General features: G+C 43.4%; 23 protein-coding genes. 2 read left to right on the top strand and 21 right to left on the bottom strand.

Going from position 1 to position 26075, the window contains the following annotated elements:
• Positions 1-11: 11 nt before the first annotated feature.
• Entirely contained in the window at positions 12-902 is an 891-nt protein-coding gene (ligD, locus tag ACFVQB_RS12695) for a non-homologous end-joining DNA ligase (protein ID WP_379439073.1), read from the top strand.
• 59 nt (positions 903-961) lie between these two features.
• Here the strand turns inward: ligD and ACFVQB_RS12690 are convergent, their stop codons facing one another.
• Together ACFVQB_RS12690 and cls are read right to left on the bottom strand one after the other, a co-directional pair.
• Positions 962-1870, bottom strand: coding sequence for a YitT family protein (locus tag ACFVQB_RS12690; protein ID WP_053783466.1), 909 nt, complete (start codon positions 1868-1870; stop codon positions 962-964).
• Positions 1871-2217: 347 nt separating this feature from the next.
• The gene (gene cls / locus ACFVQB_RS12685; protein ID WP_379439069.1) at positions 2218-3657 is read right to left on the bottom strand and encodes a cardiolipin synthase; all 1440 of its coding nucleotides are present in this window, start codon (positions 3655-3657) and stop codon (positions 2218-2220) included.
• A 376-nt stretch (positions 3658-4033) separates the two neighbouring features.
• Between cls and ACFVQB_RS12680 the strand changes: the two genes are divergently transcribed.
• Positions 4034-5392 (top strand): hemolysin family protein, encoded by a 1359-nt coding sequence (locus tag ACFVQB_RS12680; RefSeq protein WP_379439066.1) that lies wholly within the window; start codon positions 4034-4036, stop codon positions 5390-5392.
• Positions 5393-5486: 94 nt separating this feature from the next.
• On the opposite strand, the gene ACFVQB_RS12675 is transcribed toward ACFVQB_RS12680, so the two are convergent.
• From ACFVQB_RS12675 to galU, 19 genes are all read right to left on the bottom strand, one after another.
• Positions 5487-7073 (bottom strand): alpha/beta hydrolase family protein, encoded by a 1587-nt coding sequence (locus tag ACFVQB_RS12675; protein ID WP_379439064.1) that lies wholly within the window; start codon positions 7071-7073, stop codon positions 5487-5489.
• A 49-nt stretch (positions 7074-7122) separates the two neighbouring features.
• A complete protein-coding gene (locus ACFVQB_RS12670; RefSeq protein WP_379439061.1) occupies positions 7123-8223 on the bottom strand; it encodes a DUF1648 domain-containing protein in 1101 nt (366 codons plus the stop codon).
• 24 nt (positions 8224-8247) lie between these two features.
• A complete protein-coding gene (locus ACFVQB_RS12665) occupies positions 8248-8643 on the bottom strand; it encodes a GntR family transcriptional regulator (RefSeq protein ID WP_379439058.1) in 396 nt (131 codons plus the stop codon).
• 205 nt (positions 8644-8848) lie between these two features.
• On the bottom strand, positions 8849-9922 hold the full coding sequence (locus tag ACFVQB_RS12660; RefSeq protein ID WP_379439055.1) for an AI-2E family transporter: 1074 nt from the start codon (positions 9920-9922) through the stop codon (positions 8849-8851).
• Positions 9923-10142: 220 nt separating this feature from the next.
• Positions 10143-10937, bottom strand: a complete 795-nt coding sequence (locus ACFVQB_RS12655) for an ABC transporter permease (RefSeq protein WP_379439052.1) — start codon at positions 10935-10937, stop codon at positions 10143-10145.
• Positions 10930-11838, bottom strand: coding sequence for an ABC transporter ATP-binding protein (locus tag ACFVQB_RS12650; RefSeq protein WP_379439050.1), 909 nt, complete (start codon positions 11836-11838; stop codon positions 10930-10932). Before ACFVQB_RS12650 ends, ACFVQB_RS12655 begins: the two co-directional genes overlap by 8 nt.
• 527 nt (positions 11839-12365) lie before the next feature.
• Complete coding sequence (locus ACFVQB_RS12645; RefSeq protein ID WP_379439047.1) at positions 12366-12884, bottom strand: hypothetical protein; 519 nt, start codon at positions 12882-12884, stop codon at positions 12366-12368.
• A gap of 86 nt (positions 12885-12970) precedes the next feature.
• Positions 12971-13537, bottom strand: coding sequence for a VanZ family protein (locus ACFVQB_RS12640; protein WP_379439739.1), 567 nt, complete (start codon positions 13535-13537; stop codon positions 12971-12973).
• A 44-nt stretch (positions 13538-13581) separates the two neighbouring features.
• Positions 13582-14499, bottom strand: coding sequence for an LCP family glycopolymer transferase (locus ACFVQB_RS12635; RefSeq protein WP_379439044.1), 918 nt, complete (start codon positions 14497-14499; stop codon positions 13582-13584).
• A 39-nt stretch (positions 14500-14538) separates the two neighbouring features.
• Positions 14539-15870, bottom strand: coding sequence for a UDP-glucose dehydrogenase family protein (locus tag ACFVQB_RS12630; protein ID WP_379439041.1), 1332 nt, complete (start codon positions 15868-15870; stop codon positions 14539-14541).
• On the bottom strand, positions 15867-17255 hold the full coding sequence (locus ACFVQB_RS12625) for a sugar phosphate nucleotidyltransferase (RefSeq protein ID WP_379439038.1): 1389 nt from the start codon (positions 17253-17255) through the stop codon (positions 15867-15869). The genes ACFVQB_RS12630 and ACFVQB_RS12625 overlap by 4 nt, the downstream gene beginning before the upstream one ends.
• A gap of 14 nt (positions 17256-17269) precedes the next feature.
• Positions 17270-18622: a lipopolysaccharide biosynthesis protein gene (locus ACFVQB_RS12620; RefSeq protein WP_379439035.1), complete on the bottom strand. Its 1353-nt coding sequence runs from the start codon at positions 18620-18622 to the stop codon at positions 17270-17272.
• Between the two features lie 63 nt (positions 18623-18685).
• Positions 18686-19768 (bottom strand): glycosyltransferase family 4 protein, encoded by a 1083-nt coding sequence (locus ACFVQB_RS12615; protein WP_379439033.1) that lies wholly within the window; start codon positions 19766-19768, stop codon positions 18686-18688.
• Positions 19761-20915: a glycosyltransferase gene (locus tag ACFVQB_RS12610; protein WP_379439031.1), complete on the bottom strand. Its 1155-nt coding sequence runs from the start codon at positions 20913-20915 to the stop codon at positions 19761-19763. Before ACFVQB_RS12610 ends, ACFVQB_RS12615 begins: the two co-directional genes overlap by 8 nt.
• A 2-nt stretch (positions 20916-20917) precedes the next feature.
• Positions 20918-22219: an O-antigen ligase family protein gene (locus ACFVQB_RS12605; RefSeq protein ID WP_379439029.1), complete on the bottom strand. Its 1302-nt coding sequence runs from the start codon at positions 22217-22219 to the stop codon at positions 20918-20920.
• Between the two features lie 5 nt (positions 22220-22224).
• Entirely contained in the window at positions 22225-23415 is a 1191-nt protein-coding gene (locus ACFVQB_RS12600) for a glycosyltransferase family 4 protein (RefSeq protein WP_379439027.1), read from the bottom strand.
• A 25-nt stretch (positions 23416-23440) separates the two neighbouring features.
• Positions 23441-24403 carry an NAD-dependent epimerase/dehydratase family protein gene (locus ACFVQB_RS12595; protein ID WP_379439025.1) on the bottom strand — a complete coding sequence of 321 codons (963 nt, stop codon included), beginning with the start codon at positions 24401-24403 and terminating at the stop codon, positions 23441-23443.
• 33 nt (positions 24404-24436) lie between these two features.
• A complete protein-coding gene (locus tag ACFVQB_RS12590; RefSeq protein ID WP_379439022.1) occupies positions 24437-25105 on the bottom strand; it encodes a sugar transferase in 669 nt (222 codons plus the stop codon).
• Complete coding sequence (galU, locus tag ACFVQB_RS12585) at positions 25102-26010, bottom strand: UTP--glucose-1-phosphate uridylyltransferase GalU (protein ID WP_379439020.1); 909 nt, start codon at positions 26008-26010, stop codon at positions 25102-25104. The genes ACFVQB_RS12590 and galU overlap by 4 nt, the downstream gene beginning before the upstream one ends.
• Positions 26011-26075 lie beyond the last annotated feature (65 nt).

Here is a 26075-nt window from a genome sequence, read left to right as displayed (position 1 = left end):
AGGTGTTCTTCATGGCCCATTCAATAAAGGGAACCATAACGATTAATGGAATGGAGCTTACCGTGACTAATCCGGACAAGCTGTTATGGCCGGAAGCAGGTGTAACCAAGGCCATCTATTTGCAAAAGTTGGCGGCACTGGCTCCCTATCTACTTACGTACACCCGCAATCGGCTGCTTACCACGATACGTTATCCACATGGTGCAGGCGGCGAGTTTTTCTATCAGAAAAATGCCCCGGAGCCCGTTCCGGAGTTTGTACGAACCGAGATGCATGACGGAATACGATATGTGGTGATGAACGACCTTCCTAATCTGTTATGGCTTGGCAATCTGGCCGCTCTTGAGTTTCATCCTTCCTTGCATGCCGTAGGCAGCCATCTGCCTTGCGAGTGGATGATTGATCTCGACCCTTCGCAGGAAGAAGAACCTCGCATCATGCAGGCTGCCTTGATCGTGGGGGAAACGCTGACTTCGCTTGGGCTGAGATCTGTACCGAAAACCTCCGGTGCCACAGGTGTACAGATTATTGTTCCGATCCGCCAAGGTATAACCTTCGATGAATTAAGGGACATCGGTTATTTTGTAGGCAAATACGTCACTCAAAAACATCCAGATTTATTTACACTGGAACGTCTTAAAAAAGACCGGGGGGATCGCATTTATTTTGATTACCTCCAGCATTACGGTGGCAAAACGCTCGCAGCTCCCTATACTCCCCGCGCCAAACCAGGAGGTACAGTGTCTACTCCACTTACATGGGATGAGGTTCGGAACAACGTTTCGGTCAAGGATTACCACTTGATGAACATCGTGGAGCGCCTGATGCAGACCGGGGATCTGATCGCAGCTGTCGAACCCCAGCCTGTTGAACTGATCATCCAGCATTTAAAACAAAAATAGCCGGTCACCCTCAAACCAAGGGTACCGGCTATCTTTTCGTTTATGAGCGATGAGATTCGCTAATGAATACCTTTTTTCTTGAAACGTCCGCCCTTCACATCGTGAATGTTACCTATTGCCACAAAGGCATGCGGGTCCCAATCTTCAACAATGGACTTCAGCTTCGCTTCTTCCAAACGGGTAATAACCACGAAAATAATTTTCTTCTCGTCTCCGCTAAAGCCGCCCTCTCCATCCAGGAAAGTGACGCCACGACCAAGACGGTCGGTTAAAGCTGAACCAATATCACGGTACTTCTCACTGATAATCCATACCGATTTGGATTGATCCAATCCTTCATTCACAATATCAATCATCTTCATTGCAATATAATAGGCAATCATGGAATACAGGGCGTTTGGCCAGCCAAACACAAAACCTGCACCAGCAAAAATAAATACGTTAATGAATAGTACGATTTGACCTACAGACAATGGTGACTTCTCGCTTAACAGAATGGCTACAATCTCCGTACCATCGAGTGAACCGCCGGAACGAATGACGAGACCAACACCAACCCCCAAAATCAATCCGCCAAATACAGCTCCAAGTAGTGGTTCACCTGGCGTCAATGCAGGAACGTGGTGTAACAATGACGTTCCAATGGACATTACAACGATCCCGAGCAGTGTGGACAAAGCAAACGTTTTACCAATTTGTTTATACCCCAAAATCAGGAAAGGCAAGTTAAGCAAGGTCAGAAAAATTCCGAGTGGCAGATGTGTAAGCTCTGACACCATAATCGAGATCCCTGTTATTCCCCCATCAATAACGCCATTCGGCACGAGAAATACTTCGAGTGACACAGCCATCAGTGCAGCACCGACCAGAATCATCACAATGCGCTGCAGAAGCTTCAGTGAAAACACCGAGCTCTTCACATTGCGGTCCGGCTTGGATGTTAGTTCTTTAACCGATACATTGGACATGGTATCCCCCCCGTTTTGATCAATATGTGAATCCATTTCATAAATCATTTAAGTACCCCAGAGGAACCCTGCATACAGAGGAACTACACCGTTCCAACGCTATATGCACCCCGTTATAAAAGCACCTAAAGGCTATATGAAATGTATTCAAGTATGTCTTAATTCCGGTTGACACTTCCAAAAGAGAGCAAAAGGGAGCCTGTTTTCCCGCAGACTCCCCTCCTTCGCCAAGACATAATTTATATAAACATTATATCATAAAAGATCAAATTTGAGCAAAATAGTTAGCAAAAAGAAGATAAATTCACAAAAAGTGAACTTATCTTGAGAAATCCGCCCTATAACGGCTAAAGCAGCGGAGAAAGCATGCGAGAAAGCATTTCTGCCCCTTTTTGCCACCGTGAACGCTGCTGAAACACCTTCACATCAATCTGGCTGCATTCATCCAGATCACGCTCAAAATCCTCGGTCAGCTGTTCCATGGATGATGTCTCGAACAACACGGCGGTCAACTCGAAATTGCAAAAAAAGCTGCGCATATCCATATTGGCTGTACCTACCGTCCCAAGCAAATCATCCACAATCAGGACCTTGGCATGCACAAAACCTTTGCGATATTGATAGAACTTCACCCCCGCTCGCAACAATTCTTCCACATAGGACATAGAAGCCAAATGCACAAGCCGGGAATCCGATTGATACGGAATGATGATTTTCACATCCACCCCACTGACGGCAGCCGTTTTGATTGCTTCGTACAATGCGGGATCCGGAATGAAATAGGGTGTTGTGATGTATATGCGTTCACATGCCACGGAAATCGCCCCAAAGCACATTTCTTGAATGGCATCCCAGTCCTGATCCGGCCCGCTGGCCAGAATCTGAATCCGCTCTTCCCCGCTGCAAATATGTGGCGGGAACAGTTCTGTGAGTTGAGGTTCTGTAATCTGCTCGCCGGAAGCCAGCTTCCAGTCGTTCAAGAACGTATTTTGCAGGAAATATACGGCATCTCCCTCGATCTGTACATGGGTATCGCGCCAGAATCCAACCTCTGGATATTTTCCGAGATAATCATCACCTACATTAATCCCACCTACAAATCCAATCATTCCATCCACCACAACAATTTTACGATGATTCCGGTAGTTCACTCTTCGATCAATCGTTGCAATGAGCGGCGGCAGAAAATAATGAAACTCAACGCCTGCGTCCTGAAATTTGCGGATAAAGCTCCAACTCATCTTGTGACTGCCGAGTCCATCACAGATCAAACGCACTTTGACGCCTTCTTTCGCCTTGCGAATCATCACGTCCTGAAACTTCGTACTGATGACATCATCCCGAAAAATATAAAATTCAACATGCAGATGGTGCTCTGCCTGTTCCATTGCCCTCAACATGGCTTCAAATGTCTCTTCACCATTTGTTAGTACTTCACTCCGGTTGCAGCCTGTAATTGGGCTCTCAGACAGGTGTGACAGCAGGTTAAACAAACGATGCTGATGGTTATATCGACTGCCCGACATCTGATCGGCATGATCCACAATATGAGCCTGTTCCCAGATTGTTTCCCTTATTTCCCGAAAGATTCGCGAACCGCCTTTACGGACCTTCTTACGTTTGCTGTAATCCTGAGCGACAAAGTAATACACAACAAAACCGATCAAGGGTACACAGAATAAAATAAAAAGCCATGCCACAGCTTTCGCCGGATTGCGGAATTCCAGTAACAGAATGGTGGCTGCCTGAAAAGTAAATACGAGCAATATAATGACCAGCCAAAACATTCGGCTTCCTCCTCATGGCAAGGTGTAACCTTGCCGTTCTCTCTCATTGTACAAGCTTTGACGATAAAACCTTTAGCTAATCATTAGATACCCAATGTATGCACTGTTCGTAACGTTTGCTTAGATAAAACTTTACATACAACATTTATCTGCAGCGGCGCTCAACCAGTTCACTCCATACTTCGGCGTTGTATATTCTGACTGTGTTCCTCTCTACATATGATTCATTCCAGTCTGAGGATCAGCATTCCATCGCCATTTCGAACACACAGCCTTCCAGACTCTTCCTCTTTTCTTGACCAGCAGGTGGTCTTCTTACGTAAAATTAGATATAATATTCGTTAAAAACTTATTACTTAAAGGAGAAGACTAGTTAATGGACAGTGAGAGGTATGCGTTAAATTTACTATTGGTTGCGTTTTTGATAGGACTTTCGGCGTTTTTTGTAGCGGTGGAATTTGCACTCGTAAGGATTCGCCCGAGCCGGATTGACCAAATGATTGCAGAAGGAAACAAGCGTGCCCTGGCTGTCAAACAAGCCGTTGCCAACCTGGATGGATATTTGTCCGCCTGTCAGTTGGGTATCACGATTACATCCCTGGGACTGGGCTGGTTGGGAGAACCAACGGTTGAGAAAATTCTCCACCCTGTGTTCGAAAGCATGAGCATGCCAGAGGCAGTTTCTTCATTCTTATCGTTTGTTATTGCATTTGTTGCCATCACGTATTTGCATGTGGTAGTTGGTGAACTTGCTCCTAAAACGATTGCAATCCGTAAAGCCGAAGCCGTTGCTCTGCTGACGTCTACACCTATCATCTGGTTTAACCGAATTATGTATCCTTTTATCTGGCTGTTAAACAGCTCAGCGAATCAACTGGTCAAGTTGTTCGGAATCAAACCTGCATCGGAGCATGAAGATGCGCACTCCGAAGAAGAATTACAGATTATCATCAATGAAAGCTTTGAGAGCGGCAAAATCAACCAAGCTGAGTTCGGATATGTAAGCCGGATTTTTGCTTTTGATGAGATGCTTGCCAAAGAAATCATGGTACCCCGGACTGATATGGTCTGCCTTTATGTCAATAGATCGAACGAGGAAAACCTGGATATTATCCGTCAAGAACAATACACCCGTTTTCCAGTGGTAAATGAGAGCAAAGACGATATTATCGGTATCATTAATACCAAACAATTTTTCCTGGAGTTGTACGGAAACGACGAACCTGTCGATCTGTCTTCCCTCATTCAGCCGGTATCGGCTGTCCACGAAACGACCCCGGTCAAGGATCTGCTCAAGAAAATGCAGAAGGATGGCGTGCATATTGCCGTGCTGGTCGATGAGTATGGAGGTACTTCCGGGATTGTAACGATTGAGGATGTGCTTGAACAGATTGTCGGTGAAATCCGGGATGAGTTCGACGCAGACGAAGTCGAGGATATTCAGGTCATCAATGAAAACTATGTCATTATGGATGGCAAGGTGTCCTTGTCCAAGGTTAACGACATGTTCACGTCAAACCTGGATGCTGACGAATGGGATACCATTGGCGGATGGCTTTATAGCCATCGTCCAGAGATGAATGAACAGGAAGAATATGAGTTCGAGAATCTGACCTTCGTTTTGCTGGAAAAAGACAAAAATCGCTTCTACAAAGTCGCCGTTGTTCCTAAGGAACCACTGACCATGTCCGACTACACCGATGAAGACGAGAAAGAATCCAATTGGGCTAAATAAAGCAACTTTATAAATAAGAAGAGGAGCACTTGCCTATATTGGTAAGTGCTCCTCTTCTTATTATTTCTGGCTCAATGTGTTACTCTTCTCCATGTTATTTTAATACCCACTTCGCAATATCATCGATAATGGCTTTGGAGACATTAGATGGCTCAGCGTATTCTTGACCAATCGAAAGTCCGTCATAGCTAGATAAAAGATGATTTACCTTTGGATAGCTATTGTACGTTACATTGGAATGATCTTGAAGAGCCGATTTCCAGTTTTCGAATTGATTCATAGACACTTGCACATCATTTTCGCCTTGGATAATAAGCATAGGGGTGTTTTGTGTTTTAGCCAGTTCAGCAGGCACATAATCTCTCTGCTCAAACCACCAATAAGCAGGTTGAAGTGGAAACGCCTCAGGAAGATGATCTACAGAAAATTTAGAATCTTTAACAATCGCAGCAACATTTTTATAAAAGTCAGCTTGTCCTTGAATGATCTCCGTGTCCAATCCAAGCTGCTTCATCCGATCGACCAATTCGTCCTGCTGCTCGGTAAGCACATCCACAAAGCTACTACTTGGTGCAGCAAGTAGAATACTTCCTGCAATATCATGTTGTTTATCCTCAGCCATGATTAACGGCACTGCAAACCCGCCTTGACTATGTCCAGCTACAAAAATCGCTGTAGAATCAATATGTTCATTCTTTTTGAGTAATTCTACTGCATCGGTTACCTGATCTACGCTTTCTTGTTTTAATGTGAATTTGGGCTGAGAAGCGACCTTATAGGTATGCTCATATGTGACCTTATCGTATCTTAATACAGCAACTCCTTGTGAAGCTAACCCTACCGCAAGATCGCGAAATGGCTTTGCACCACCAATGGCAGCATCTTGATTGCTAGGCCCAGATCCGTGTACCAGAATGACAACTGGAAAAGGTCCCTCTCCCTTGGGCAAAGTTAATGTCCCTGGCAAAGCTAAATCACCCTGACCAACGGTAATATCTTGCTCTGTATAGGCAGATGGGTCGTCATAGCTTGGTTTTTGATAAACATCTGTCGTAGCGGCGGCAATATACAAATCATCCACAAGTCCGTCATCATTCATTCTGACTGTAATATTTAAACGAGTAAGCTCTGTCTTAAAAGTATAGGTGACATTGCGATGGACTGTGTTATTTTCTACGTGTTTAGCTATGGCTTTACTTGTAATTTTGCCATTTTGTCTTTCTAAAGCTCCCCATAGCTGACTCAACAATGCGGGTGACAACACTCCACTCACAGAGGTATGAACACACTTCGCTGCTTCCTTGCCATCGCCCTCACTTATAAGTGAAATAAATATATCCTCAGGTGCTGCTTTCAGCGTATCAGTAAGAAATCCCTCATCCATAAAGGTAACTCCTTTAGTCAACTGAACAGGATTGTTTAAAGCTATGACTTGCCCATTCACAATCGCCTGTTTCTCTCCTACCTTAACTACAATCGTAAGCTCATTTTTTCGTATTGTGATTTCTCCTGTTTTTTGTTGCCAAGATACCTCTGCCCCATTCTTTTCTGCAATCTCACGAATAGGAACTAGATTTTCACTACCAGCGGGTTTCTCAGCAGCTGCAGAGATGGATGTTACCGGCAGGATGAGACATACGAAAGTAAGAGAAAGTAATAGCTTTTTCCAATTGTTCATCATAATAACTCCTCCTAATATTTTTTTATTATATGTATAGATATATGAGCATTTATTGGCTCAGGACTATACTTATAACAACAATAGCAATGATGAATAACAACAGAACCCAAGATAATGGACGAGCGAAGTTAATAGTCCAGCCTATTCCATAACGTTTTTCTACGGTAAAAGAAGGATCATTGGCATTGAAGTAAATAAAGCCAAGCTTCCAATAATCATCGTCATTCACAGGCTGCTCCTTAGATCGCTCGCGCTTCTCTTGATGATTACGAATTTCCCCACCGCCTTGTCTGCCTGTGAGAGACAGCAATACAGCGCCTAATACGATCGCCACAGGGGTGATAAAGCTAATCGCTGTTAACAAGACCAGATTAGGGACGAACATATTGAACTGAATGAAGGCAAATAAAATGGTAAGAAGCAACCCTGTTATGATCGTAAATAGGGACCATTTACGGCGGAATTGAATATTTTCAGCAGCAAATTTGGCAGGATTAGAAGTAGTAAGCTGTTGTTTGCTTGTTTTAATACTCCAGTTCACCAACATCATAAGTGCAATAATTCCTAGCTGTACAAGATTAATAGCCAGTACCGAAAGGTAGGTTTTAGGCACACTGGAAGTGACATTGCCCTGAAAATCATATTTCATTGGAATGACGTTAGGTAGTGCCTTATAATTCAGGATCGAAATGATCGCAATGGCTACAATAATGGCAATATGAATGAGAAACCAATAGTTGGAATAGGTGAGCTTATTTTGGCGGAAGGTGGTATCAATTTTAACCCGTTGAGGTGCTTCTACAGTTGTAAGTGTTCCCTTTAGCTTTTTCATCTTGAAATGAAATAACATATTTAGTGCTGCCCAGTACACAATGAATATCATTGTGCAAACACCGGTGATCATTGCGGTAGACTCTTCATTAGCAGATCGGAGTAAATACAGACAGACAAATATAACAATCCCGTTCCCGATCAGGCTTACTGTAGCAAACGTACTCCGGAGCTTACGTAAGATGGGTGTGTAGTAATTATATTCACTTACCGTAACCCCAAAGCTAATGGTTTCCCTTGTCACATATGGTGCAAAGGATAGAAATAAGGCTAATGGAGCAAAGATTAAGATGATAGGTAATATACTAAATAGTTGCATACATAACACACTCCCTTGGTTCTTTTATTCTTTGTTGTGACCCATCTTTACATCATCATAAATTTGGTCTAATACCGCAGATAGTTCCTCTTTGGTCATTCCGCGACATATCGCTTCGGCAATAATCGGTCTTAATTCTCTTTGCTGCTTTTTCAAAAAATCATCCGTTAAATTAGGCATTCCATCAGGGTTCACTACGACTCCCTTTTGTCTATGAATTAGAATGTATCCATCTTGCTTGAGTAGTGTATAAGCCTTGTTGACTGTATGAAGGTTAACGCCAATATCTGCGGCCAAATTCCGAACCGAAGGTAACGCCTCACCTAGTTGTAACTCGCCACTAGCAATACCTTCGATAATTTGATAAACAAGTTGCGAATAGATGGGAAGTTCGGATTGCATATCCAGTTGAATAATCAAGGGTCCACCTTCTTTTTCGTTATCTGTTATATATCAAGTATAACAGATATAACATAAGTGAGCAATATATATGAAAAAAAAGCCGCATATCAATGGTGAGGGCGACCCTTCACCATTGATATGCGGCTTATCCTGTTGAGCTTATCTATGTGATTCGAGAAAACGATAGTGGTATCATATGACAGAGTGGTATTTCAAATTCCATTCAAAGTTCAGTCTTATCTTCGACAATCCGATAATGGATTCTGCGAACTATAATTTTGATAATCATATATAGCGGAATAACGATGATCATCCCAAGAATGTTCCCCAGGTCTGCACCTACAAGCAGCAAGATGACGGTAGTCAACGGATGAATGTCCAACTGTTTGCCATAAACATAAGGAGAGATCAGATTGTCCTGGATTTGCTGGGCGATGACAATGATGACAAGCGACCAGATCGCCATTGAAGGTGATTCGATGAACCCCACAATGACGACAGGAATAGCTGCCAGCAAGGCCCCTACATAAGGAATGAAGTTTAGAATAATGGATACGGCCGTCAGAAGCAATGCATATGGCAAACCGAGAAAGAGAAAACCAATATACATCAGGATGCCCAAGGCTACATTGACAATGACACGACCTACAATGTAGCTGCTCAAAGCTTCGTCGATTTCATGGACCGTCTCTTCTCCATCCTTACGGTAACGTCTCGGGAGCAACAGCGTAAGATTGGTTCCAAATTTGCTGCCTTCCTTGAGCATGTAATACAGCATAATCGGGAACGTCGCCAGAATGATTACCAGATTCGATACGACCGAGAATAATCCGGATACGTAATCCGTTACCTGCGCAATCCCTTGACTCAGAAAATCGGAGAAGCGAGAGAACAGATCGGAATCCTCAGGTATATATTTTGAAAGGAAACCGCTCTTTTCGAATTCAGCCAACTGATCGCTGAGCGAAGTGACCAGTACCGGGGCATTCTCCACAAAATTCAACAGTTGTTCACGCAGTGAAGGCCATACAAGCACACTGAATCCTGCCATAATCAGCGCAATCACCACGTAAATAATAAGAACTGACAGTGCACGCTTCATTTTGTGCCGTTCCATATAATCGACGAGCGGACGCAGCAGATAATAGAAGAAACCAGCAATCAGCAGCGGAATGATGATGATGTGAATCAACGAGGTCAGGGGGCTGAAAATAAAGTTGACTTTATCCCCCAAATACACGATGAGCAGCAGCAAAATAATAGCTGTGCATATACGGTAAAACTTGTTATTTATCAAGAAACGTGATCCCTCCATACGCTGCTCTGCCAAATACGACTGCGGCGATAATATGTATGTATTGCAACTAACTACAGCTTGGGCAGCGTGTTCCATTCCAAGCCGTATTCTCATGTATGATTATATGTACCCTTAAATGCTAGTCATGCCACAGCGGATGCTGAATATACTCTATTTTCCATCCTGAAGGAGAAATTGGGCAAAAAAAAGAAGCAGGCGATTAGCCTGCCACATCTCTTTTGTTGAATACAACCCATGAGATCAACATGAAAATGACATAATATACAGCTAGCACAGCAACAGAAAAGCCCAGTGTCATGCCTGCATTTCCATCGCCAAGCAATCCATAATCCGATGCTGAATTCATATAACGACTGAGATCCATGTTATTGAACAGAACATACTTGGCCCATTCGTAACGAACGGGATTGAAGATCAATGAGAACAAATTCTGTGTAAACATGATAAACAGAGACAAACCGATTGCCAGAGCTCCCGAACGAAACACGGAGGAGACCATAAAAGCAATAGCGAGCGTAATAAACAAGTCCACGTACAGATATCCCCATAGTGCAAATGCGTGTGATGCAGAAACACCGCTTCCATCCTGCGTTACAGAATGGGAGAACAGCATATACGACATTACAGTTGCCAAAATAACAACAAGTAACGTACTTAGAATACTAAATCCAATCACGGTCAAATATTTGGATGCCAGTATTTTGCTGCGTGACCACGGACGAATCAGCAGTAGTTTAATAGTTCCCCAGGTGAACTCTCCAGCTACCGCTTCAGCTGCAATGACGACACAGAAGATGGTATTCAGGAAAAAGACGATCTGAACGGTTGTAATAGCTGCTTGCCAGTATGGAACTTCACTGGACCCCATGCCTTCATTGAGCAGAACCGGCATCAACAGCGAGATCAATGCCAGAATGGATAACATAATCCAAGTACGCGGACGACGGAAAATTTTCATGTTTTCATTCATAATGAGATTACCGAAATTACCCAATGCTTCCGCCCCCAGTCACCTGCAAAAATTGATCTTCCAGCGTATGGGTTACGTTACGGATACCGTATACCTGGAACCCTTCACTGACCAGCCTCGCATTCAAGTCCGGAATCTGCTCACGGGATAAACGAATTACAATGGCATTGCCCTGCACTGTAGCCTCGCTAATTAGCTCGGCTGCACGCGGTGCATCATTCACCTCAAAAGCAACTTCAGTCAGTACGTCCGCTCCCGCATCAGCTCTGAGATTTCTTACATCAATTAATTTGCCATTTTGGATAATCGCAACGGTATCACACATCAATTCCATCTCCGACAACAAGTGGCTGGATACAAAGACGGTGATCCCTTCCTCCTGACAGAGCTGACGCAAATAATCCCTAAGTTCCCGGATTCCCTGCGGATCAAGTCCGTTGGTGGGTTCATCCAATACCAATAACTTTGGTTTATGTAATATGGCTTGGGCCACACCCAGACGCTGACGCATACCCAGCGAATAGGTCTTTACCTTGTCATGAATGCGAGCGGTAAGCCCGACACGTTCAATTGTCTCGGCAATGCGTTCTTTCGTAATACCAGGTGACATCCGTGCAAAGTGAACGAGATTCTGATATCCAGTCAGAAACTTGTACATTTCTGGATTCTCGACAATCGCCCCGACCTGCGCGATGGCTTGCTCAAATTCATTCTTTACACTGTGTCCCGAGATGATGATATCTCCTTGACTGATGGACATGAGTCCTACCATCATTCGAATCGTTGTTGTTTTCCCCGCCCCATTAGGTCCTAAAAAACCAAAAACCTGCCCCGGAGAAATATCCAGAGTCAGGTCACTGACCAATGATCGGGAGGAGATGATTTTACTGACGCCCTGAAGACGGACGACCGGCTCCTGCTGCATTCCATTTCCTCCTTCATCAACGGACATTCACATCATGCCCGTTTCTCATATGAAGATAGTGTATCATAATCTTTAGTATATTGTCCCGCAAACTGGGATTTCCCCTGACGTTTCGTATGAACTACACACGCTTCACAGCATCCAAGCGGCATCTCACTCCGATAAAATCCGGTGCGAAATACGTGATTGCCTCCACAGTCCTCTTCCTTTAGTTCGACAGAGCCCCTAGCGACCGACACAATCATCCCACAACTGACACAGTAAAAGCGGTCCGTTTCGATCAATGAAATTCCTTCCCCTCACAAGGAGCATTGAAGTCCCTGTTATTTGTCGTTAGACGCTGAATTTTGATACATTTTGTATCTAACTCGTAATTTACTTGACACCGGGACTAATGTCAACCCCTTACAGGTTTAAAAAGAAATGAAATGCAAAAAAAGCTCTATAAATGCGACTAAAGTCTCGCATTCATAGAGCCTTTTCAAGTACAAATGATACAATTCGGTTCATAGTATGGGTTAATACTATCAATCGGTTTTATCATGCTCGGTCTCGTTATCCCCATTCTTCGGATAATACCAAAGCAGCGTCCAATCGTCCCCATCCTTTACGATATAACAATTCTGTACGATTTTAAATTGACCAAAGGTTCCCGTAAACTTCTGGGTAACACCGATACGATACGCCTCTGCAAATGGCTTAACGCCATCAATTACCGTAACGTCAAACTCCCGCTCCGGTTTTTCCATCTCCAGATCAAAGGTTTCCACCCCAAAATGCTGCATAAAAATATGCGCTCTGGACTGTAAATAGGCGCTTTTGGGAAAGCGTTGTTTCATCAATGGATGAAACAACTCCCATGAACTTCCGAAATCACCCGTCTGCTCATATTTGTAAAACTCTTGGGCAATGCCAGCTGCTTCATCTGGTGCATCCGCACGAAACAGATATGGGATGGTTCTGCCTATGAGCCACAACAGCAGCAATACAAGTGCTATGAATCCGATCTTTTTAAGTAACGCATTCCGGTTCCTTCTTCGCAGCATGCCCCTCCCCCTTGTCCTACTTCCATACTTATGATGGATAGCAAGCAAGTAGAAGCGGGAACTATCGAGCAGCATTTCCTGGGAAATCACTTTCTTTTGACTGAATATCGCCTTGGAGACCTGAATCTTCTGAAAACGGCATTAACCCCCATATATAAGGCAATTCCGCCACATCCACCAAGCAGATCCACGCCGACATCACGGATTGAACTCGTCCGGTTAGGGCTGAACTGCTGAATATATTCATCAATGGAGGCGATAATCGCTACTACGGTCATGGCAGCAGTGATACAAGTCCACATTCGCATTTTTCTGTATCTCAACCCACCATAGATAAGCACCGCCAGCACAGCATATACAAATAAATGTGCACTTTTCCGAAAAATGAACTCAACAAAGTCATACGGTTGTTGTCTTAAGGAATAATCAAGCTCACCGTATGTGAATTTCACATCGGGTAATGCAAATCCGATGTTCACCTTTTCAGCCCATTTATGCAGCCAAGGCTGGATGGTTTGCTGCTGATATGATTGTGTCGAAAAGTGCCAGATCACCAAAACCCAAGACGCAATCAGCAGCAGTGACAAGATATAAACATAAGGTCGTTGTTTTCGTCTATGCTTATGTCTTCGTTTTCCGTAATCCTCCTCCATAAGCAAAGTTCTCACCACTTTCATAAGCCTTTCAATATTTCTGTTTATTGCTCCAAATGTTCTTCAATTATTCCGTGAATGCGATCCTTTTCCTGCTGATCCACGATGTAATAATAAATCCCATTGATTTTCTCGCCTTTACCCTTAATCTCCACCGTATCTACATTCTCCAAATCATTACGATAATCGAGGAGAAGTTCCTTCATCTCATCAAAAGTAACATCCGTTCTGACATGAGTACCTAGTTCATCAAGCATATTTTGGATATGAAGTACACTGGAGAATTGCATCGTATTCTTAAGCATCTGTTTCAGAACCTCACGCTGTCGATCATTACGACCCAAATCCCCTTTCGGGTCATCATAGCGCATTCTTGAAAAACCAAGTGCAGCAACACCATCCAGATGAATATTCCCTTGATCATAACGCTGGCCCTCATAATCAAATGCAAAAGGATTATTGACATCCACGCCTCCGACCAGGTCAATGATTTTGGCAAAGCCCTCCATATCCACTTTCATATAATAATGAATGGGGACTCCCAAAAATCTCTCGACCGTATTCACCGACATGTCTACGCCTCCGAAAGCATATGCATGATTGATCTTGTCTACAGTATTGTGTCCCACAATGTCTGTCCGTGTATCCCTTGGAATATTAAACATGAGCACTTGTTTTTTCCCCGGGTTCACACTCAGTACGATCATCGTATCCGAGCGCCCTCGGTCATTCGGACGCTCATCCACGCCAAGAATAAGCGCATTAAAAGGCTCTTTGCTGTTGATATCCACTGGTAGCCCACCTCGGCTATCTGTGACCGAGACGGGCTTTACAGGATTTCGAGGCTCATAAATTTGGTCAGCGGTTGATTTAACGGATTGGTAGAGATATATGGCATAACCAAACACAACAACTACAAACAAGGAAACAATCCAGATGGTAACTTTCATCCACTTTTTCATGGGTTCTTCCTCACTCACATTCAAGATGATGAATAGCGGTTAAATGATTGCTGCTGCTTTCCCTTCCAGCTTCGTCAATCCTGGACGACCAACCGAATAATATTGAAGATTAGATGCCTGAACCTGTTCAGCACTATACAAATTACGACCATCAATCATAATTGGGTCCTTCATGATTTTGGCCAGTTCTTTCAAATCGATATGAGCGAATTCTTTCCATTCGGTCAACACACACAATGCGTCTGCTCCTTCAGCGGCGTGAAGTGGATTCTCTTCCCACGTGATGGAGGCTACATCTACCTCTTTACGAAAATTTGCAGTTGCAATGGGATCATAGGCCTTAATTACTGCTCCAGCATCACTTAAATGCTGAATGATATCAATCGCTGGAGCATCCCGCACGTCATCTGTCTCTGGTTTAAACGCTAATCCCCAGACTGCAATTGTTTTTCCTTTTAAGGAACCCAGCGCTTCTTCCAGCTTGTGAATGACATGAAAACGCTGATCCTGGTTTACTTGGACAACGGACTTTAACAGTCTGAAATCATAATCGACCATGCCTGCGATCTGAATTAGTGCCTGTGTATCTTTTGGAAAGCATGAACCTCCATAACCAATGCCTGCCTTCAAAAAGGAAGCTCCAATACGCTTGTCGTAGCCCATGCCTTCTGCCACTCTTGTAACGTCGGCTCCTACTTTTTCACATATATTCGAGATTTCATTAATGAATGAGATTTTGGTTGCGAGAAATGCATTGGAAGCATATTTAATCATTTCGGCTGATCGAATATCCGTAATGATCAGGTTCTCCGTCAATGGCCGATGAAGTTTCTTTAGTGATTTAATTGCACGATCACTGTTTGTTCCAATGACAATCCGGTCAGGATTCAGCGTATCATTGACCGCAGATCCTTCGCGGAGGAACTCGGGAACAGACGCTACATCGAAAGGCTGAGATGAAATACTGCTAATCAACTCGCGGACACGATCATTGGTGCCTACAGGAACAGTGCTTTTGGTCACGATAATTTTATAGCTCTCAATGTGACTTCCAATCTCTATAGCTACTTGCTCCACATAGCTCAGGTTGGCTTCGCCGCTCGGAAGAGAAGGCGTGCCTACAGCGATAAAGATAATATCCGACTGGCTAATTGCTTCAGCAATATTGGAGGTAAACGATAGTTTGCCTGCTTGCATGTTGGAAGCCATCAACTCTTTGAGGCCAGGCTCATAGATGGGAACGTTGCCCTCGTTGAGCATCTCTACTTTGGCCTCATTGTTGTCCACACAGATGACCTGGTTGCCGATCTCCGAAAAGCATACTCCCGATACAAGACCTACATACCCTGTTCCAATCACCGCGATATTCATCTTGTTTTCCCCCAATTCACACAATTTTGGATAATATCTGCCCATTCCATCTCTATTCGTACGATATCCTCTTCCACCAGCTCACTGCCCATCTGTACTTCAATGATCTCAAGTTCGGTTACGGCTTTTACACTGTGTTTACTGCCTGCAAGAATGGAAATGATATCCCCCTGATTAAGCACTCTCAGTTCACCATCCAGAATCAATTCGCCTTGTCCCGAAACAACTGTCCATACTTCGTTGCGTTTGAGATGATATTGATAAGAAAAATTCTTATCTGCCCCAACAATAATGCGCTTGGTTAATACCTCTTCTCCTTTAGCATTACGTGTGTAATCAAGTACTTTGTAACAACCCCAACGGCGTTCCTCATACATAGGACGTTGAGTATCATCCTTAAGAACCTCTTTAATCTGTGGACTTGCCTCTTTCTCACTGACCAGAATTCCATCCGGACTGGTCGCAACAATCAGATTGGATACCCCCAGCACACAGACCGGAATATTCAACTCATTGATCAGATGTGTGTTCACCGAGCTGTTCGTCATCACACCTTTGCCCACAATATGGGTACTCATCTCGTCCGTCAGCGTATTCCATGTGCCGAGATCTTTCCAATATCCCTCATAAGGTGTAACCACAATGTGACTGGCTTTTTCGACTACCTGATAATCAAAGCTAATTTTCTGTAATCTTCCGTATTGTTTGAGTATCTCTTCATACTGAATTGGAAGTTCAAGGGAGATCAGCAGATTTATCAGATAGTTCAGCTTGAATGCAAAAACCCCGCAATTCCAAAGGGCAGATTGCTCTATCATCTCTGCCGCTTCAGTCTCACAGGGTTTTTCTTGAAAACGTGATACTTTGGCGTAATGGTTATGTTTTTCGGTTTCATGTGGATCAGGAATAATATAACCGTATTTCTCTGAAGGATACGTGGGCTTCACCCCGATTAATGCGAGCTCCGCACCAGACTCATCCAATACTCCTTCAAGCTCCGTAACTTTATAGAAAAAGGATTCCTCCACATATGGATCAACGGGAAGTACAGCAACCGTTTCATTCAGACTGACACCCTGTACCGAGTACAGATAAACAGCTGCCAAGGCAATCGCGGGAAAGGTATCTCTACGTTCCGGCTCTACGACAAGATCAACCTCATCGCCCAGTTGACTCCGTAAAATCTCCACCTGTGGCTTACTCGTTGCAATCGTGGCCTGTTCGCTTAACCCCGTGTGCTGCAGTTGCCTCCATACCCGTTGAACCATGGATTCCGTCTGCCCTTCAGGGCCCTCCAGTACTTTCAGGAACTGCTTCGATCTCGTATCGTTGGATAAGGGCCATAACCTCTTGCCTGATCCACCGGAGAGAAGTACGATTCTCATGGTTATCACTCCATTTATCTGCTTCTTTTCAAAATGAGCTTTTCGTTCAGACGCTGCATCACAAATTGAATATCTCCTTTGTTATAGAGCATTTGTCTTATTGGGATTTTATAGATCTTTTTTAGTGAGATTAGAGATACCATAACCCGCACGATCGAACCTGTGAGCAAAGAAAGACCTATCCCATATAATCCGAAATGAGGGGTTAGAAGTAGAAACAAACTTATGCTTACAGCTACTCCAGCACTTTGTCCAACCAGAATGACTCCTGGGCGACCTAAAGCGTTAAAAGAAGAGGCTAAAATTCCTGCTCCCCCACCCACAACACATTCAATGGATAATAAATAAAATGCGCCACTGGCTTCCAAAAATTCCTGCCCATACAATAAACCGAGCAAAAAACGACCTACCACCATAGAAGGTACGATGATGATCATCATAAAAACCATATTGGTTCTGAAAGATCTGCCTACTAGGCTGAACACTTTGTCTTCTTCTAATCCAGTAGCTCTTGGAAAGATCACATTCGTTATAGCGGTCTGGAATACATTAAACATACGGGAAAGTGCGTATACAACGGAATAAAGACCGAATTCACGTGGAGTAAGCAGTGCCAAAATAATAATTTTATCGGACTGGTTATACAATGTATTCAGCAGTTCCACTCCACTAACTCTTGCAGCATAACTAAGCAAATACAAGCCGGACTTCATCTGATGAAATACGGAGAAGACCTGCCGTGAAATATGCTCCCTGAGTGAATACGCATAGAAAACCACAACGCAGACGAACGATACAAAACTTACAATTATTGTACGTTCCAACGACAACGTCCCCGTGATCCATAGAGACACGAGCCCTATCAAATTGATAAACGGCGCAAGCAGCCTCGCTAAATTGTAAATTTGGAACTTTTCCATCCCCTGAGCAGTAGCTGCGAATACGCCCATAATTAGCAAAACAGGTGTCAAAGACGCGATATATACCCTCGATATGGAAATAACGGACTCCGCATAATTGGATAACCACGAAGATACTCCAAACCAACTAATGACCCCAACCACAATACTGACCGGAATCTGTAGCAGGAATCCGATTCCTGTAAACACAGGAATTTGTTTATTATTCTTTTTGATATGGTAGATAAGCGCCGTTGGTAACCCCAATGTAGCCAGATTGGTTAGGAACCCGGGCCAGAACAAGATAGCTGCCAATTCGCCCTTGCCTTCAGCTCCAAACATTCGACTGGTAATGATCGAAGTTACCGTTGTAATTCCCAAGATGAGAATGTTAGTGAAACTGGTCATTAATATAGCGATGTACATATTTCGCTGTTGAATGTTTCCTTTTGGAGCTAATTCCATCATAACCGTTATCCCCCATGGTTTTTGCTGGTCTCACATATGATCCTAATGGATCATCCAGCATGGCTATACCGTGTTCATAATTATGTTGACTGTATCTTTAGCACATTTGTTCCAGGAAAATAAACTGGAGTGATCTTTGCCTTTATATGACAATTGCTGACTCAACTCCGGGTCCGATGTAATTTCAATCAAACGTGAAGCTGCTTCTTGCGGGCTCTGGGGATCGAAATACAACACTGCATCCCCGCAAACTTCGGGTATGGATGCACGTGAAGATACGATGACCGGACAACCCAACGCCATCGCTTCTAGTGGCGGCAAGCCAAATCCTTCATATAGAGAAGGGAAAATAAACCCTGCAGCATCTTCGTATAGCGCCTTTAATTCCTCATCCGTAACATAGCCCACCCAATTGATTGCATCGGATTGTGCCCATGTTTGTTCACCAAACACTTTACTGTTCTTGGAGCCAACAATCACAACATTCAGATTATGAGCTTTGAGTTCGGGTAAAACATCAACAATTAGGTTGAAGTTTTTGTAAGGATTCATCGTACTTACAGCCAGAACATAAGGGGACTTTATCCCATATTTTTCAAGAGTACCTGGAGCAGCCTTTTTTCTGTGAATGTGATCGATCCCCAGATGAGTGACTACCAGCTTATGCTCGGCTATTTTACAGTGCTGAATCAATTCCCCTTTAGAGAAGTTAGACACCGTAATAATTTTTTTAGAGGTTTTACCCAGACGAACCATTAAAAATTTGTACCAGGCCCGAAAAGCAAACGAAAAAGCCTTCGGATAATTGAAGACAGCAGCATCATGGATGGTTACAATCTGATTCTTATTAAAAGCTGGACCTGTGTTACACAGGTTTATTAACAATCCCCCTTTGGCATAGAAGGGAAGTTCGAGTTGCTCCCATAGGTGCCCTTTCAACTTACCGGCCTTATGGTGACTTATATGCTTGAACTCCAGGTTTGTTATAACATTGGATGGCGACAAGAGGCAGAATTCATAACGACTGCCATCAATTTCCCCTCGATCAATCATTTGATCGATTTCTTTCACAAGCTCCAGCGCATATCGCTGAACTCCCGTCATCGTCTGGGTCAGAAATCGGGCATTAATATATATTTTAATCATGTGCATCTCCAGCTCTCTTAGAAAATTCTAACCCGCTAGTAACGGGTATCTCCTTAACAGAAGCCCCGGTATACGTCTCATAATAGAGACCAACAATCTCCTCGTTCATCCTGGCAGCGCTAAATTTATCTTTATAGATGGCATAGGCTGCCTCACCCATGTTCACCAATTCATCCTTGTCTAGATTTTTCAGGGTGTTCAAAAGTTCATATGCATGTTCAATGTCAAAAATATATCCATTCTCCCCATGCCGAATCAGCTCCGGTAATGCGCCGCGATTACTTCCAATGACAGGCTTCCGGTTTTTCATAGCCTCGATGGCTACAAGCCCGAATCCTTCCCATCTGGATGGCATAATAACCGCATCACATTGCTGATAATAACGATCAATTTCGGCGTTGTTCACCCAACCCAGACGAATAACGTTGTCGGGAAAATCCCATACCTTATCTTCAAGTACGGTGTCACCAATAACATACAAGCGAATATGCTGCTGCAATTCAGGATTCTCGTTTAAGATGTTAAGGACAATATCAAGTCCTTTTTGCCGATCATACCTGCCAACGAATAATAATTGGATGATATCTGTCTCCGCTGCGGCTTCTTCTAGGGGAATCACGTTAGTAGACTCCCGTTCGCGTATGCCGCTATATACGAGTCTTGATTTGGAAGGGGATAGACCTCGACGTAAAGATTGTTCCATCTCATGCTGGGAAATGTTAATAATTACATCTGTTTTGAACTCCATGAGCTTTTCTATTAATAAAAATCCTTTTTTATACAACGGCTTGGTATCCATCAGAAAAGCCCAGCCATGGGAGCAATAAAATATATGGGCTTTCTTGGGTTGAACGAAAAATAAGCCCCTTGCGAGTAGGCCCGCAAATGAGCTATGAACGTGAATAATATCAGGTTGAATGTCTTGGATGACTTGATGAATCTGCCGCATAGCCGAAAGGAAATATCTAGGATGACGTCTATACTTGTAGTGCAAAATATGATCAGGCTCCAAATCAAAACTCGTAGCACTGTTATAATCACTCATCAGCAGATAAACATCAAAAAATTGACGTTGGTATCCAACAACTTCATTAAGATAAGTCGCCATTCCACCAATGACATATTCACCGATGTGTAAAATCTTCATTTCTATCCCACCGCTTTCTGTGGTATATCACTAGAATCAAGAGGCTGAACGAGAGCCATGCCAATGACCATCCAGAAAAAGATGTTCGAAGGAAACATCTCCAGTACATTCGTTGTAAGACTTGCGGCTGTTACACCTGCTATAAGTGCAAGTGCCATCTGCGGCAGACGCAACGGGTTAGAAGCAGGCAGAGTATTCATCCTCCTCACAAGAGAGGCGATAATCCACATAAATAACATCATAAAGTAAATCATACCGATCCAGCCTGTCTGTTCATAAAGGGAAAAATACTGATTGTCCACAGCAAAGTTATAGGACTCTACACCGATAATATGTGTTCTCCGACTTGCAGCCCCCACTGAACCGATACCGTTACCAATAGCTCCATTCATTGTGAACGGAGAGGTAAGAATGTTCCCCCATGTCTGAAATCGATCTAATAAGGAATACACAGAAAGCAGGTTGTAGGATTCTAGCATCCGGCCCCCATAGAACACCACTGCGGGCATCATAATGAACGTGCATGCAAGCAACAATGTACTCTTTTTACTATATTTTCGAATCTGGAAAAAAAACATAACCACTTGATATACAATCCACAAAACCAATGCCGAACGAATGGTGGATAACAGCAAAAAGCTGATCGTTAGCAATTGAATGATTCCCCGAATCAGCCGGTGATTCATCGCCATTTTGGTTCGTTCTGCTATTAAACCTGTGATCACCAAAGCATACGCATAACCGTCAGGTGAATATGTAATGGATGACAGCCGCGGCACACCCTCAAAATAGTTTTTCACATTTACGCCATAGACAAAACCAAGTGAAATCAAATTCTCAACGCCAAGCGAATACTGAATCAACCAGCCAACAATTAATAAAATAAAAATAACAAGATTTGTTCTGGTAAACGAGTAAACTTTGTAACATTGTGAGATCAGCATCCCCGTAAACATCATCATCATAGGTAGGAACGTTATTTTAATCCCATATACAAGTGTTATAACACTTGCACCCAGCAACAAATTCAACGAACCCAGTGCAATAATGGACCCTAACAGGAAGAGAATAGGTTTGATGAATGCCTTGTGGCTTCGATATACTTTGCTCAAGGCAAAGATCGCGATCCCCATCACCCCTGCGTCCTTAAGGGAACGAATAATGATGTTATCCACATAAATAGAAACCAAACCATAGATCGATAAATAAATCAACAATATATGGATGGTTGCCATGAATGGTGTATGCTGTGGTTCCTTTTTTATTTGGATATACCTATAGGTATTGGCATTCAAGGAAGTCATGTATATTACCCTCCACGCCTGATTAACTTTTCGTATATCTCAATATGCTCTTTTAGAAGGTAGGATTCATTAAACGTCTGACTATGTGCGTAACATTGCTGCTTCAATTGAACCTTTTCCTGTTCTCGCAGATGATAATATTGATCAATTGCTTGGGCAATAGCATCCGAACTGTGCGCAGGAAATGAAAACGTCTCCGTATCCAGCAGAATCTCCGCCATGCCTCCCACACGCGATGCGTATACAGGGGTACCCACCTGATAAGACTCAATAACCACTCTTCCAAAAGGCTCATCCCACGTAGAGGGAACCACGGTAAGATCCATCTCTTTCATGTGATAGGCAATCTGGGATTTATCCAATTTACCTTTGAAAACAATTCGCTGATCTGACCCAGCCAGTTGTTTCAAATGAGGCAGCAGTGGACCGTCCCCATAAATGTACAAATTCCCTACAATATGTCCAAGACTCTTGACCGCATCAATTAAATATTGAACGCCTTTCACTTCCGTTAATTGTCCGAAATAGCCAATATTCAGCGGCTTGTTATGGTTAACCTGCTTCTGTGTATACAACTGCTGGACCTTGGTATTCTCCTCTACGATGTTATGAATGACTCGTTTCGAGGAGCGTTCGAAGAAACCAAGCGCTGTATGGCTCCCAAGAATATGGTTGGATATACCAATGACCGACGAAACCATTCGGCTATATCTTCTTGATATTTGTCTATATATCCTGGAGTACGCTGATATTTTAATAGGATCAATTAGCGAGAAGTCGCGCAGCGTGTGCACGACCGGAATATGCAATTCATGTGCAGCCTTCCAGATCGCCAAGCTAAGACCTGGGATATTCTGTGTATGAATAACTGCCGGTCGTGTCTGTGTGAGATACTGTTTGATGTACTTGTATTGCCTGATATTAAAAATATCCTGAATTCTCCAGACCACCTTGTTAACTGTAGATACTTCCTTATCAGAATTCCCGATCCAGTACCGATTGTTATAGGGCAGCCGCGAGATTTCAATCCCGTTAATCAACTCTGTACGTACTTCCCTTTTTTCGTGTCCACCTACAGTAATGACTCTGACATCATAATGACGATTCATCGTCTGCGCCAGAATTTGTGTTGATATCTCTGCGCCCCCAATGATATGGGGTGGATACAAACTGTGAGCAATTAATACTTTTTCCATTCTTCTCAACTCACTTTAATCAGCTTTATGAGGTTCCCAGCAGCATCGCGCGGTAATGGTCGATCGTAAGTTTTAATCCTTCTTCCAAGCCAATCTCAGGTTCCCAATTTAAAATTTCTCGAGCCTTGTCAATGACCGGACGTCTTACCTTAGGGTCATCTTCTGGCAAAGGTAAAAAAACGAGATTGCTGTCTGATTGCGTAAGCTCTTTTACCAAACGAGCAACTTCCAGTACGCTATATTCCGTGGGATTACCAATGTTGATAATTTCCCCATTTGCTCTATCTACAGCCATCAGTTGTTGTAGTCCTCGAATGTTATCATCCACATAACAGAACGAGCGTGTCTGTGATCCGTCTCCATACACCGTTATGTCCTCACCTGTTAGTGCCTGTGTCACAAAGTTAGAAATAACACGGCCATCATCGTTCCGAAGTCCTGAGGAATACGTATTAAAAATACGAGCTACCTTCACGGTAACACTGTGTTTCGTGTAGTATTCATAACAAAAAACTTCGCCCAAACGCTTGGCCTCATCATAACAGGCTCTTGGTCCCCAAGTGTTCACGTTACCGCGATAACTCTCGGGCTGTGGATGAACTTCGGGATCTCCGTATGCTTCACTCGTACTTGAATACAGGAACTTTGCTCCTTTGATACGGGCCAGCTCCAGCAAATGATAGGTTCCTCGAGTGTTCACCCAGATCGTACCGATCGAATCTGCCTGATAGAATTTGGGTGAAGCAGGTGAAGCCAGATGATAGACTTCATCCACTGGCTGATCTACCAGAAAATCTAGTGAATCGGGCAGCGTGACGTCGGCTTCATGGAAAAAAAAGAGGGGGCTGTTAGCCACCTCTTGCAGATTTTGAGAAACGCCTGTCGAAAGGTTATCTATTCCGGTAACCCGATGTCCTTGATCAATCAATGATTTGACTAGATGGGAACCCAGAAAACCGGCTGCACCCGTCACTACAATATGTTTCAATGCGATCACACTCCATATTATCTAATGAGTAGGTCAAAATGTATTACTTTTAATCATAACGCCAACGGTTTTAAAAATGATGATTATATCCATCTTCAAAGAGACGTTAGAGATGTAGTGAAAATCATATTCCAGATTATGGTGAATCGGTTCCTTGCGAACATCACTTACTTGCCATAATCCAGTAATCCCCGGTTTCACCAGAAAACGTCTGCGCTCCAGATCCGTGTAGCTTTCTTCTACGATTCGCTTCATTTCAGGTCTGGGACCTATGAAGCTCATGTCACCCTTGATAATATTAAGCAATTGTGGCAGCTCATCCAGGCTAGTTTTACGAAGTAATCTACCCAGCCGTGTAATTCTCGGATCATCGCTTGTTGTTGGAGATACGCCATATTTGGGCGCATCCGTACGCATCGTTCTGAATTTATAAATACTAAATTTAACTCCGTTTTTCCCGTAACGTTCTTGTCTGAATATTACAGGTCCTTTGGAATCAAACTTAATCATAATTGCTGCAATAAGCATGACCGGTGATGTAATCAGCAACAGCACTGCCGCAATAATAAAATCGATAAACGGTTTTATTACGTCAGCATATCCGCCAACACGCTGCGAGTAAGGCTGTTCCAATACTGCCGAAGTGCCATCCTTAGCAAGGGCTTCTCCACTCCCAACATATTCCGGTCTTGAAAGTTTCACAGACTATCCCCTCCTGCTACAAGCAATTGGTTCAATTGTTCCTTCATCAAAATCTCTTCTATCGCCATCAGGACTGGCGCACGCAATTCTTTGTTTTTGAGAGCAAAATCAAGTGTGGTCAGAATATAGCCCAGCTTCTCACCCACGTCAAACCGTGAGCCTTCAAAATCATAAGCACTAATTCCTTCATCCCGATTCAGCATTTGCAACGCATCCGTGAGTTGGATCTCACCACCCGCACCCACATTTTGTTCTTCCAGATACTCAAAAACTTTAGGTGTCAAAATGTAACGGCCCATAATAGCCAAGTTGGAAGGTGCTGTACCCAACGTGGGTTTCTCAATCATGCTGTTCACAGAGGATAAGCGTCCCTCTGTATGCAGGGGATCAATAATTCCATAGCGGTAGGTTTCACTTGGACTTACTGTTTTCACACCGAGTACAGACTGGTTGACCTTCTCATATTGCTGAATGAGTTGCTTCGTGCACGGCACATCAGAAACCACAATATCATCGCCGAGCAATACAGCAAACGGTTCATTGCCAATAAAGTTCCGAGCACACCATACCGCATGCCCGAGTCCCAGCGCTTCCTTCTGCCTTATGTAATGAATATCAACGTTGGAGGACTTCCGGACTTCTTCCAGTAAGCTGAGCTTTCCTTTTTCGAGCAAATTTTGCTCCAGTTCAAACGCACTATCGAAATGGTCTTCAATCGCTCGTTTCCCCTTGCCCGTTACAATAATAATGTCCTCGATTCCGGAAGCTACAGCTTCTTCAACGATGTATTGAATGGTCGGTTTATCCACAATAGGGAGCATTTCTTTAGGCATTGCCTTTGTAGCGGGTAAAAATCGGGTTCCCAGGCCGGCTGCGGGAATGATTGCTTTCCTCACTTTAGTCATAAATACCACCCTATCCATTATTATTTTTTATGTTTAAAAGCATGAGTTGGATCATTTAAATCCAT

Source organism: Paenibacillus sp. NPDC057886 (assembly GCF_042796655.1).
Taxonomy (GTDB): domain Bacteria; phylum Bacillota; class Bacilli; order Paenibacillales; family Paenibacillaceae; genus Paenibacillus.
This window is presented reverse-complemented; position numbering and strand designations above follow the sequence as displayed.

What these genes read in the sequence shown, in the direction of transcription:
- ACFVQB_RS12630 (WP_379439041.1), bottom strand. Translation starts at nt 15,870, where the DNA reads ATGAATATCGCGGTGATTGGAACAGGGTATGTAGGTCTTGTATCGGGA.
- ACFVQB_RS12690 (WP_053783466.1), bottom strand. Translation starts at nt 1,870, where the DNA reads ATGTCCAATGTATCGGTTAAAGAACTAACATCCAAGCCGGACCGCAAT.
- ACFVQB_RS12625 (WP_379439038.1), bottom strand. Translation starts at nt 17,255, where the DNA reads ATGAGAATCGTACTTCTCTCCGGTGGATCAGGCAAGAGGTTATGGCCC.
- ACFVQB_RS12600 (WP_379439027.1), bottom strand. Translation starts at nt 23,415, where the DNA reads ATGGAAAAAGTATTAATTGCTCACAGTTTGTATCCACCCCATATCATT.
- ACFVQB_RS12680 (WP_379439066.1), top strand. Translation starts at nt 4,034, where the DNA reads ATGGACAGTGAGAGGTATGCGTTAAATTTACTATTGGTTGCGTTTTTG.
- ACFVQB_RS12635 (WP_379439044.1), bottom strand. Translation starts at nt 14,499, where the DNA reads ATGAAAAAGTGGATGAAAGTTACCATCTGGATTGTTTCCTTGTTTGTA.
- ACFVQB_RS12650 (WP_379439050.1), bottom strand. Translation starts at nt 11,838, where the DNA reads ATGCAGCAGGAGCCGGTCGTCCGTCTTCAGGGCGTCAGTAAAATCATC.
- ACFVQB_RS12610 (WP_379439031.1), bottom strand. Translation starts at nt 20,915, where the DNA reads ATGAAGATTTTACACATCGGTGAATATGTCATTGGTGGAATGGCGACT.
- ACFVQB_RS12620 (WP_379439035.1), bottom strand. Translation starts at nt 18,622, where the DNA reads ATGATGGAATTAGCTCCAAAAGGAAACATTCAACAGCGAAATATGTAC.
- ACFVQB_RS12670 (WP_379439061.1), bottom strand. Translation starts at nt 8,223, where the DNA reads ATGCAACTATTTAGTATATTACCTATCATCTTAATCTTTGCTCCATTA.
- galU (WP_379439020.1), bottom strand. Translation starts at nt 26,010, where the DNA reads ATGACTAAAGTGAGGAAAGCAATCATTCCCGCAGCCGGCCTGGGAACC.
- ACFVQB_RS12615 (WP_379439033.1), bottom strand. Translation starts at nt 19,768, where the DNA reads ATGATTAAAATATATATTAATGCCCGATTTCTGACCCAGACGATGACG.
- cls (WP_379439069.1), bottom strand. Translation starts at nt 3,657, where the DNA reads ATGTTTTGGCTGGTCATTATATTGCTCGTATTTACTTTTCAGGCAGCC.
- ACFVQB_RS12640 (WP_379439739.1), bottom strand. Translation starts at nt 13,537, where the DNA reads ATGGAGGAGGATTACGGAAAACGAAGACATAAGCATAGACGAAAACAA.
- ACFVQB_RS12675 (WP_379439064.1), bottom strand. Translation starts at nt 7,073, where the DNA reads ATGATGAACAATTGGAAAAAGCTATTACTTTCTCTTACTTTCGTATGT.
- ACFVQB_RS12645 (WP_379439047.1), bottom strand. Translation starts at nt 12,884, where the DNA reads ATGCTGCGAAGAAGGAACCGGAATGCGTTACTTAAAAAGATCGGATTC.
- ligD (WP_379439073.1), top strand. Translation starts at nt 12, where the DNA reads ATGGCCCATTCAATAAAGGGAACCATAACGATTAATGGAATGGAGCTT.
- ACFVQB_RS12605 (WP_379439029.1), bottom strand. Translation starts at nt 22,219, where the DNA reads ATGACTTCCTTGAATGCCAATACCTATAGGTATATCCAAATAAAAAAG.